This is a genomic window from Mesorhizobium sp. M7A.F.Ca.CA.004.04.2.1, assembly GCF_004022825.1.
GTDB lineage: Bacteria > Pseudomonadota > Alphaproteobacteria > Rhizobiales > Rhizobiaceae > Mesorhizobium.
The window spans coordinates 1-9787 of record NZ_RZPH01000110.1; the positions used below are offsets into that span (position 1 = coordinate 1).

General features: G+C 61.3%; 9 protein-coding genes and 1 pseudogene. 3 read left to right on the forward strand and 7 right to left on the reverse strand.

The genetic code is table 11. From position 1 onward, the window contains the following. Positions 1 to 96: 96 nt before the first annotated feature. From EN893_RS07665 to EN893_RS07690, 6 genes are all read right to left on the reverse strand, one after another. Entirely contained in the window at positions 97 to 507 is a 411-nt protein-coding gene (locus EN893_RS07665) for a DUF559 domain-containing protein (RefSeq protein ID WP_127302072.1), read from the reverse strand. A gap of 69 nt (positions 508 to 576) precedes the next feature. After that, on the reverse strand, positions 577 to 2487 hold the full coding sequence (locus EN893_RS07670) for an ATP-binding protein (protein WP_127266547.1): 1911 nt from the start codon (positions 2485 to 2487) through the stop codon (positions 577 to 579). 24 nt (positions 2488 to 2511) lie between these two features. Then, a complete protein-coding gene (locus tag EN893_RS07675; RefSeq protein WP_127266548.1) occupies positions 2512 to 3657 on the reverse strand; it encodes a hypothetical protein in 1146 nt (381 codons plus the stop codon). Positions 3658 to 3688: 31 nt separating this feature from the next. Next, positions 3689 to 4777: a hypothetical protein gene (locus EN893_RS07680; RefSeq protein WP_127266549.1), complete on the reverse strand. Its 1089-nt coding sequence runs from the start codon at positions 4775 to 4777 to the stop codon at positions 3689 to 3691. A 311-nt stretch (positions 4778 to 5088) separates the two neighbouring features. Continuing rightward, positions 5089 to 5478, reverse strand: coding sequence for a cytochrome c family protein (locus EN893_RS07685; RefSeq protein ID WP_127266550.1), 390 nt, complete (start codon positions 5476 to 5478; stop codon positions 5089 to 5091). Positions 5479 to 5572: 94 nt separating this feature from the next. Continuing rightward, positions 5573 to 6430 carry a LysR substrate-binding domain-containing protein gene (locus EN893_RS07690; protein ID WP_128361468.1) on the reverse strand — a complete coding sequence of 286 codons (858 nt, stop codon included), beginning with the start codon at positions 6428 to 6430 and terminating at the stop codon, positions 5573 to 5575. A gap of 97 nt (positions 6431 to 6527) precedes the next feature. On the opposite strand from EN893_RS07690, the gene EN893_RS07695 reads away from it, so the two are divergent. Next, positions 6528 to 7424, forward strand: coding sequence for a DMT family transporter (locus EN893_RS07695; RefSeq protein WP_127266552.1), 897 nt, complete (start codon positions 6528 to 6530; stop codon positions 7422 to 7424). Between the two features lie 69 nt (positions 7425 to 7493). On the opposite strand, the gene EN893_RS07700 is transcribed toward EN893_RS07695, so the two are convergent. Next, the gene (locus EN893_RS07700; protein ID WP_127266553.1) at positions 7494 to 8105 is read right to left on the reverse strand and encodes a thymidine kinase; all 612 of its coding nucleotides are present in this window, start codon (positions 8103 to 8105) and stop codon (positions 7494 to 7496) included. A gap of 258 nt (positions 8106 to 8363) precedes the next feature. Between EN893_RS07700 and EN893_RS07705 the strand changes: the two genes are divergently transcribed. Continuing rightward, complete coding sequence (locus EN893_RS07705) at positions 8364 to 9299, forward strand: choline ABC transporter substrate-binding protein (protein WP_127266554.1); 936 nt, start codon at positions 8364 to 8366, stop codon at positions 9297 to 9299. 123 nt (positions 9300 to 9422) lie between these two features. Further along, positions 9423 to 9787, forward strand: a pseudogene (locus EN893_RS07710) (choline ABC transporter permease subunit); the annotation flags it as partial.

Sequence of the window (9787 nt, forward strand, 5' to 3'; positions counted from 1 at the left end):
CGTCTGCGCCGCCCCTCGTCCGCCCTTCGGGCACCTTCTCCCCGTTTACGGGGAGAAGGTGCCCGAAGGGCGGACGAGGGGCGGCGCAGACGCTCATCATCTTTCCTCCGACGTTGAAGCTGGCAAAAACTTCACATCGACAGCAATCATTTTCCGATCGAGTCGACCATCCAGCGCAGCAACAATCGTATCCAGCACGCTCTTACGGCTCGTCAAAACATCAGCGTGCCAAACCCTCAACACCGACCAGCCGTTCCTGTTCATCGTCTCATCCCTGTATCGATCGTGGGGCCGATTTGCATGCTGACTTCCATCGACTTCCACAACCAGATTAGCCTCACGGCAGGCGAAGTCTGCGAAATATGGGCCGACCGGGAGCTGACGGACAAACTTGTGGCCATTCAGCCGCCTTCCACGCACTTCGTGCCACAGCCATTCCTCGGCATCATTCTCGACTTTCCGAAGCTGCCGGGCCCTTGCTACCTTTGGCTCATTACTGCCTCGCACAGCGCTGCCCCTCATCCGCCCTTCGGGCACCTTCTCCCCGTGAACGGGGAGAAGGAAGAGGTGCCAGGCTCACGCATTCCATAGCCCCTTTTTCTTCATCTCCTCCATCTCGCGCGCGGCTCGCTCGCGCAGGCGGGCGTCGCGCAGCAGCTTTTGCACGGCGGAGTCGTCGGACTTGTCGGAATAGCGGAACTCCGAGTCGGCATAGCGGTTGATCTCCTGCATGACCATGTCCATCGAGAACGGCCCGCGCAGTTCCTCGATCATCGCTTTCTTCTCGTCGTAGCCCTTGTGCATGAAGACTTCCGGCTTCTCGAACCAGTCGTCGGGAAGCTCGATGTCCATGGCGCGCATCTTGATGGCGTCGGTGACGTTCTTGATGGCGCGGCCGGTGAAGCGGGGCTCGGCATCCTTGATCAGGTGCAGATAGGTGCCGATGTCGGCCATCGATTTCGGCGCGCCGTTCTCCTTCATGTAGCGTTCGTAGACCTTCATCAGCCCGTCTTCTTGCGGCTTCTCGTGCTCCTCATAGGCTTCGGTCACGGCGCGCTGGATTTCCTGCGCGGCGTAGAGATCGTGGTCGCCGAGCGGGATCTTGTGGTTTTTTCCCGCCAGCAGGACAAAAATGTCGATGTAGTCGTTGCGGCTCTGGGGCCCGTCGACCAGCCAGCGGGCGCCGGCGCGCTGGCGCAGCGCGTCGTCGACATTTTCGGGATAGTTGGAGAACATGCCGAACGAGCAGTTGCCGCGCACCACGGTCGCGGCACCGGCGAAGGCATCCATCAAGACGCCGGTGATTTCCTGCTGGCCGGCCGAGGCGCGGTCGTCTGAGCGGCGCGCCGCCACCTGGTCGATGTCGTCGATGGTGCCGAAGCCGATGACGCGCGGGTTCAGCACATTGTTGATGAACTGGCGGCAGTTCTGGCCTGATTTGCCCTGATAGGACGAGATCTGGTCGACGCCGAAATTCTCGTAGGCAAAGGGATAGCCGGCGACCTGGCAATAGCCGTTGACGAGGCCGGCGATCATCTGGATCAGCGTCGTCTTGCCGGTGCCGGGGGCGCCGTCGCCGATGAAGGTGAACAGGAAGCCGCCGAGTTCGACGAACGGATTGAGTTCGCGCTCGAAGTCGTAGGCCATCAGCATCTTGGCGAGCTTGACCGACTGGTATTTGGCGATGTGGTTGCCGACGACCTCTTCCGGCTTCTTGAATGTCATCACCAGCGGTTTTGAACGCTTGCCCGGCGCGACGTCGAAACCATCGAGGGTGAAATCGTCGGCATCGATACGGATATGCGCGTTCTCGAACGGGCCGATGCCGTCGAAGCGGCCCTTGCGGGCCAGAAGCCCGTCGATGGCGACGCGGGCGAAGGCGCGCGCCCTTGTCATCAGGTCGGCGTCGTCGGACGATCCCGAGATCGCCTTGTCGAGGCCTGCCAGGATCGACTTCACCGCATCCTGCGGCGTGTCGAACAGGAAGTCCGGTTCGGGACTATCGTTGGGCGCCTCGCCGTCGCTGTCGATCAGCTGGAACAGGTAGGAGGCGAGGCTGAAGGCCGAAATGTAAGCCGAGGCCGACAGAAGCTTCTTGAAGGTGGACGCCTCGTCGCCCTCGAGCGGCGCGCGGGTGTTCTTGGCCTGCAGACTTTCAAGGTCCGAGCCCTCGGCAAAGACGTCCGATATTGCCAGCGCGATCGCCGTGCCGCGCCGGGCGCGAAACAACAGCGTGTGCTGCGGGATGGTCAGCAGCTGGTCGTCGGGATGAACGGCGCCGACGGTCTTCGACAGCTCGACCTCGCGCGTGCGGCGCACCGAACCGACCGAGACGGTCGAAACGAAGCGGCGATTGGTGCCGGCAAGTGCTGTGCCGGAGGAGCTAGACGGGTCCTCCAGCACGACGACACGGGTGATGAAGCTCTGCGCGGTAGCGCGGTGCTTCTCGATGGCGGCTTCCGGGATGGTGGTCAGGCCGGTATCCATGAAGGGTGCTCCGTGGTGTGACGGTCAGACGTCTGAGATGACCTGTCCGTTCGACAGAATGTGAACCTTGTAGCCGGCAAAGATCTTCTGCGCCTCGCCGGCGGCGTAGAGCGCCTGATAGGCCTCGTGCGGGATCAGCGCATGGTTTTCGTAGCTCGACACGCCCTGGCGCGCGGCTTCCAGATCGTCGGTATTGATGAAGAATTCCTGCGTCGTCTTCTCGCTGGAAAACAGCCCCTTGCGGCCGGGTTTCTCGGCCTTGGAATAGACCTCCTGGATGGTCCAGGTCAGCAGCCAGGCATTTTCGGGCTTGCGCACCTTGGCCAGGACTTCGGTCACCGTCGAATTGTTGTCGGTGATGCCAGCCGAATAGAACGGGCCGAGCACGACGCGGCGCAGCTGCTTGGGATGCAGCGGCTCGAAATCCTTGTCGAGATTGACCGCGATGGTCGCCGGCGACAGCGTGTAGGCGGAGTTCTTCTCGGTGAAATCGTCGAAACGGTGGGCAAGCTCGGGATTGAGCAGGCCATCGACCGGCAGAGGAATGTCGATCGTCTCGTTCAGCTTGCCGTTTCTGTCGACGAGCTGGCGGATCATCGTTTCGGACGAATCCTCCACCGTCACCATGTAGACCAGAGGCAGGTTGGCGCTGCCGTCGAACGTCGCCCAGTGGACGAGATAATAGGGCCGCCCCGTCTTCGGATTGACCGAGACCTTGGCCGTTTGCGCCAGGGTGAACGGGCCGAACGTGTTCTCGCTTTTCACGTCCTCGAGATAAAGCCGCTCGGCTATCGACTTCTGCAGCGCCGCGGGGAATTCCTTGTGGCGCAGGATGAAGTCGGCCATTTCCTCGCGCAACTCGCCGGCGAGCGGAATGTTGGCAAGCCGCGCGTCGGCCTGGCGTCGGTCGTTTTCCAGTTCGAGCAGGTTCTGGAACACCGGAAATCCGCTTTCGGCGCGCGAAATGCGGAATGTGTCCATGAAGCCGAGCCGGTTGCGCCAGCAGGAAAACGACTTGTCGAGCCTGGCGATGTGTTCGGCGACGATCTTGGCGACGATGCCGTGCCGGTAGAGCGGCGAGCGATCGTCGCGCATGAACACTTCAAGGCCGCTGAGCGCGGCCGTGATGGCGGAAAAATACCGTGCCGCCGCTTCGTTTTCGGGGGTCATGCCTGGTCGCTCGCGGGCAGTGCTGTCACCCTTAAGACTGCACGTAGTTAGCCGAATTGTGCTTCTTCAGCACCTCGTCGAAGCGGCGGGCGAAGGCATCGTCGGCCAGCTTCTTGCGGCGCTGGATATCGGCGGTGGCGACCATGTTCTTCTCGTGCATCTCAAGCAGGTCACCGATGTGCTTTTGCGAAGCAGCACCGATACCGGCCATGGTTTCCTCGGCGGTGTTGTCGACCTGGCTGCCCAGCGTGTTGATCTTGTGGGCGACGTCCTGCTGAGCTGCGGTCTTCAGCGAATCTTCCAGCGCCTTGTAGAGTACGATGCGCTGCTCGGTATCGATGGTCAGCTTGTTGATCAGCGTCGATTGCGCGGCGATCTGGTTGTTGAGCGAATCGACGAAGGTCTGGAACATCGAGGTGTAGCGCTCGAGCGTCTGGCTCTCGGCCAGCAGTTCCTGCTCCTTGGCCTGCTTTTCGTTGTATTCCGTCGCCAGCTTGGAGCGTTCGCCTTCGAGCTGCGTGCGGTCCTTCTGGCTGGTCGAAGCGGCGATCTTGTTTTCGATGTCGAGCAGCATCGGGTTGAGCTCCTCGATGCGCTTCTGCACGGCTTCGAGGTTGGTCATGGTGGTCTTGCGGCGCTCGATCACCTGCGACAGGCTGGTTTCCGAGGTCTTGTAGCGTTGGTCGAGAACCTCTTTCTGCGCCTTCAATATGCCGACGATGGTGTCGGATTTGACCAGCAGTTCCTGCAGATTGCCGGCCAGCGACATGTTGCGAACGCGGTCGGTGCGCATGCGCTGCTTGCTCTGGCTGGAGAAGATGCCAATGAATTTTTCCCAGCCGGTGTAGTTCTTCATGCTCTCGAACTCGGCGCCGAAGACGTTGGTGGCGTCCTCCAGCCCGATGATCAGGTCGGCAATGTTGCCTTCCATCACCTTCTGCTGCTTCAGCACATCCTCGATGCGGGCGTTCTCGAGGTCGAAATTGGCGTCGCCGATCTTCTTGTCTGATGTGGCAAGCGTATCAAGCATGGTGCCGGATTGCTCGATCTTGGAGCGCATGTCCTGCACGACCTGCTTGGTCTTGGCAATTTCGGCGTCGAAATTCTGCAATGTCGCCATTGGGGCCTCCCGCTTCGGCATGACGTCGCTGGTCGCGAACAGCGGCGAATATATGTGGGGCATCAGGGGATTGAAAGACGTGAAGACAAGGGCGGCGTGAAAACAAAAAAATTCGTCAGGGTCTTGAAAGCCAGTGAAGGCTTGGGCTTAGCGTGATTAGCTTGCCGACCAGCCATAGTTCAGCTGTCATTGAACTTTCATGCGGCAAGGCGAAGGCGCACGGATGCCTTTGTATTGGGCAAACCACCGAAGCAATCGCGGCCGCGATATGCGACGAGAAAGCCGGTTTTACAGAGCTGGCGAACAGCGGCTCAGGGTTTGGGATCGGCTTTCAGATAGGCGATGACATTGGCGATGTCGTCGTCCTTGGTCAGGCCGGCAAACGCCATCTTGTTGCCGGGCACTTTCAGCTTGGGTGCCCTGAGATACTCGGCGAGATTGGCTTCATCCCAGACCAGGCCGGCGGCGCCGGCACTCTTCATCGCCTCGGAATAGCGGCCAAGATAACTCTCGGCGCTACCGGCGGTGCGGCCAACGACGCCCAACAGATGCGGACCGACCTTGTCGCGGTCGGTGGCTGCTTCATGGCAGGCCATGCACCGGTTGAAGGCCTTCTTGCCCAGGGCCGGGTCGCCGCCGGCATGGGCCACAAGCGAGCTGGCAAGGAGAAGGATGCTGGCGGACGAAGCGGCTCGAAACATGCTGCCCCCGGAGAGTTCTGGCTGGCGGCCTTATAGTACCGAGGCTTTAACAAACGCTGCATCGCGGCGGGATTGCGGAAGACAGGCCCGCGAGTCAGGCCTGTTGTGCCAGATCGCGGCGCAGGAAATCATTCAGCCGCTCGACCGCCTGGGTCGTCGACAGCGGGTTGCGCAGGATGCCGATTTCGAGGTCCGGCAGCACCGGCAGCCCTTCATTGCCGCCGACGATGCGCAGCGATGGCGGTACGCTGCGCATCGCAAGGCCAGCCACCGCGAGCCCGGCCTGGACGACGGCGATCAGGCCAAGCAGAGAGGCGCTTGAATAGGTACAGCGATAGGAGCGGTCGGCATCGCCAAGCGCCTGCAGGACATTCATCCTGGCGGAGCAGCCCGGTTCGAACAAGGCGACCGGAAGCGGGTCGGCCTCCCAGGCGACATGGTTGGGCGAGGCGACCCAGACGAAGCGTTCCAGCCGGATCACCTCAAGCGGCTGCTCCGGCAAGCGGGTGATGATCGCCAGATCCAGCCGCCCCTCCGCCAGCGTCTTCACCAGCGCGGTCGACTGTTCGCAGATCAACTCCACCGTCACCAGGGGATGCTCCGCCGCGAATCGTGAGAGCACGGGCGGCAGGAGGAAGGCGGCATAGTCGTCGGGCACCCCCAAGCGGACGCTGCCTGTCTCCTTGGGCCGGGTGACGCTTGCCCAGGCTTCATCCGACAGTTTCAGCAACCGGCGCGCATAGATCAGGAAATCCTCGCCGATCGCATTGGGAGTGACGGTTCTGGGACCACGCACCAGAAGCTGGTTGCCGACCATCTCCTCCAGCCGCTGCATCTGCATGCTGACCGCCGACTGGCTGCGGCCGACCCGAGGTGCTGCATTGGAAAGGCTGCCGCTCTCGACGACGGCGACGAAGGTTTTCAGCAGGTTGAGATCGAGTGGCGTGGCCATGGTGCTATCAGCATATCGAATAGATCATTCCAAATCTATTCGCTTGTTTGAAGGTGGCGCCAGTGACCAGATGGTTGGGATCGCTGGGAACCACCACATGACGGACGCCTCGACAGCCCGCTTCCCGGCCGCGAGCCTTGCTCTGGCAATGGTGATCGCAGGCACGGTCGGCGCCTTCGCCACGGAATCGGGGCTGCATCCCGTCACCGTCGTCTTCTGGCGATGTGTGTTCGGCGCGATCTTCCTTCTCATATGGTGCCTGTTGCGCGGCTACCTGCCGGATCGGACGCTGTTGCCGTCCCGGCTTGCCCTTGCAGCACTTGCCGGCGTGTGCATGGTGCTGAGCTGGACAGCCTTCTTCGCCGGCTTCGCCATGACGTCGATCGCCACGACGACGATTATCTACCATATCCAGCCGTTCTTCGTGGTCCTGATCGGCGTGGTTTTCCTAAGGGAACGCATCTCGCCCGACCAACTGCTGTGGATGCTCGGTGCGTTTCTCGGCGTCGTGCTGGCCAGCGGCCTCGTTTTCGCGCACGGTCATGCCGATGCCAACTGGGTGCCGGGCATTGCGCTGACGCTGGGCGGCGCACTGCTCTATGCCGTTACAACGATCCTAGCCAAAGGCCTGGGCCAGCAGCGCGCCGAAATCACGGTACTCTGCCAAACGGTGGTGGGGGTCGTCATGCTCGCCCCGTTCGCCGGCGTCGGCCAACATATTGCGCCTGCATCATGGGGCTGGCTGCTCGGCATCGGCGTGCTGCACACTGGCATCGCCTACGTGTTGATGAATTCGGCCTTCCCACGCCTGACGACACCGGTGATCGGCGTCATCACCTTCATCTACCCGGTCGTCGCCATCATCGTCGACTGGGCTATCTATGGGCATCCGCTCGGACCGGCGCAGGCAGCCGGCATGGCACTGATTGCGCTGGCAACGCTTGGTGTGCGGCTTGGCTGGCGGTTTCCAAGACGGCGTGTCTCGACCGTGTGAGCCCGAAGCAATTCCAGGGAAAGCACATAGCGCTTCCCCTGGAATTGCTCCAATAACCAAGAGACAGAGTCAGCCTTTGATAAAGCCGATGAAATCGTCTGGCGTGGCGCGGCCCATCTCTTCCTCCCAGTGGCGGCGGCAGAGCGAGACATAGACATCCTTGCCGATTGCCACCTGCTCGCCCTGGCGAGCCACCTTGCCATCGGGGCCGAGGCGCACGACCATCGTCGCCTTGCGGCCGCATCGGCAGATGGTGCGCACTTCGCGCAAATCGTCGGCGATGGCCAGCAGCGCGCGCGAGCCGGAAAACAGCTTGCCCTGGAAATCGGTGCGCAGGCCGTAGCACATGACCGGGATGTTCAACCGGTCGGCGATGCGGGCGAGCTGCCAGACCTGCTCCTCCTCGAGGAACTGCGCCTCGTCGACGAAGACGCAATGCACTGACGTATGCGCGTGATGCTCGGTGACGCGGGCGAACAGATCGTCGCCATCGCGGAACATCTCGGCTTCCGTCTCCAGGCCGATGCGCGACGAGATCAGGCCGGTGTCGCCCTTGCGGTAGTGGCCGGCGACGAACAGCATCGTGCCCATGCCGCGCTCGCGATAATTGTAAGAGGCCTGCAAGAGCATCGTCGTCTTGCCGGCGTTCATGGTCGCATAGTGAAAGTAGAGCTTGGCCATGCCGCTCTTTTAAGCCGACTTGCCCTGATACGGGGAGGGGCGGTCGCCCGCATTCCCCTGAAAAAGCCGGCCCGTCTTCGAAAAAACCGTCCGGCATGGCAAAAGCGCCTGATGTGTCGCTGATTGGCCAGCCCGCGCCGTTGATCGCGATTGTCTTAATGCTTGAAACCACACCAGAATGGTGTTTGGCTGACGAAACAAGGCGGGCATAGAAACCGTAGCTACGCTTCGCCAAAGAATCACAATGGGAGACTGTCTATGTCGCGTATGAACTCTTTCGTCGCCGGCCTCGGTCTGGCGGCTTTTTTGTCCACCAGCGCTGCCTTTGCCGGCGATCCGGCGAGCTGCAAGGCGGTGCGCCTTTCCGATGTCGGCTGGACCGACATCCAGGCGACGACCGGCATCGCCTCCGTGCTGCTGACCGCGCTCGGCTATGAGCCGCAGACGATCCAGCTGTCGGTGCCGGTGACCATGGCGTCGCTGAAGAACAAGGATCTCGACGTGTTCCTCGGCAACTGGATGCCGTCGATGACCAACGACATCAAGGACTATACCGCCGATGGCTCGGTCGAGACGATCAGCACCAACCTGACCGGCGCCGGCTACGGTATCGTCGTGCCGACCTATGTCGCTGACGCCGGCGTGAAATCGCTGACCGATATCGGCAAGTTCAAGGACAAGTTCAACGGCAAGATCTATGGCATCGAGGCCGGCAATGACGGCAACCGCATCATCCTCGACATGATCAAGAACCCGAAAGACAACCTCGAAGGCTTCGAGCTGGTCGAATCCTCGGAGGCCGGGATGCTGACGCAGGCCGAGCAGTCGATGAAGAGCAATGAATGGATCGCCTTCCTCGGCTGGACGCCGCATCCGGTGATGGGTGCCATGAAGATCACCTATCTCGATGGCATGGGCGACAGCGGCTTCGGCGCCGCCACTGTCCATACCAATGTGCGCAAGGGTTACACCACCGAGTGCCCGAATGCCGGCAAGTTCATCGCCAACCTGAAGTTCAATCTCGATATGGAAGGCGAGATAATGGACGCGATCCTCAAGGGCGCTGACGCCAATACGGCTGCGACCGACTGGCTCAAGAAGCATCCGGACGCGGTTGCTCCGTGGATTGCCGGCGTGACCACTTTCGATGGCGGCGACGCCGCTGCAGCCGTGAAGACTGCGCTCGGAAGCTGAGCAGGTCTTGCGTTCGGCGTGACCGATCAAGAAGGGCAGTCACTGTAGAAAGGGCTGCCCTTTTTCATATCCTGTGACAAGATGACCGTCCGGCAAGGACGGCGACTGCCAAAGAGGGGCAAGATGGATCCGATTTCAAAATTCTTTGTCAGTTATAAAATCCCCATAGGCGAGTGGGGCAAAGCGTTCTTCACCTTCCTTACCGACAATTTCAACACCTTCTTCCGCGGCCTCTCCGGCGGCTTGAATTTCCTGCTCGATGGAGTGGTCGACACGCTGCTGTTGGTACCGCCGGTCCTTCTCATCGCGCTGATTGCACTGCTTGCCTATTATCTGCAGCGATCGAGAGGCTTGGCGGTGGCTGTCTTTCTCGGGTTGCTGTTCATCCTCAACCAGAACCTCTGGAAGCAGACGGTAGAGACACTGGTGCTGGTGGTTGCCGCCGCCGCCGCCTCGATGGCCATCGGTGTGCCACTCGGTATCTGGGC

Bases quoted from the DNA above. Each gene is read 5' to 3' on its own strand.
- EN893_RS07700 (WP_127266553.1), bottom strand. From the start codon at position 8,105: ATGGCCAAGCTCTACTTTCACTATGCGACCATGAACGCCGGCAAGACG.
- EN893_RS07680 (WP_127266549.1), bottom strand. From the start codon at position 4,777: ATGGCGACATTGCAGAATTTCGACGCCGAAATTGCCAAGACCAAGCAG.
- EN893_RS07705 (WP_127266554.1), top strand. From the start codon at position 8,364: ATGTCGCGTATGAACTCTTTCGTCGCCGGCCTCGGTCTGGCGGCTTTT.
- EN893_RS07690 (WP_128361468.1), bottom strand. From the start codon at position 6,430: ATGGCCACGCCACTCGATCTCAACCTGCTGAAAACCTTCGTCGCCGTC.
- EN893_RS07695 (WP_127266552.1), top strand. From the start codon at position 6,528: ATGACGGACGCCTCGACAGCCCGCTTCCCGGCCGCGAGCCTTGCTCTG.
- EN893_RS07685 (WP_127266550.1), bottom strand. From the start codon at position 5,478: ATGTTTCGAGCCGCTTCGTCCGCCAGCATCCTTCTCCTTGCCAGCTCG.
- EN893_RS07675 (WP_127266548.1), bottom strand. From the start codon at position 3,657: ATGACCCCCGAAAACGAAGCGGCGGCACGGTATTTTTCCGCCATCACG.
- EN893_RS07670 (WP_127266547.1), bottom strand. From the start codon at position 2,487: ATGGATACCGGCCTGACCACCATCCCGGAAGCCGCCATCGAGAAGCAC.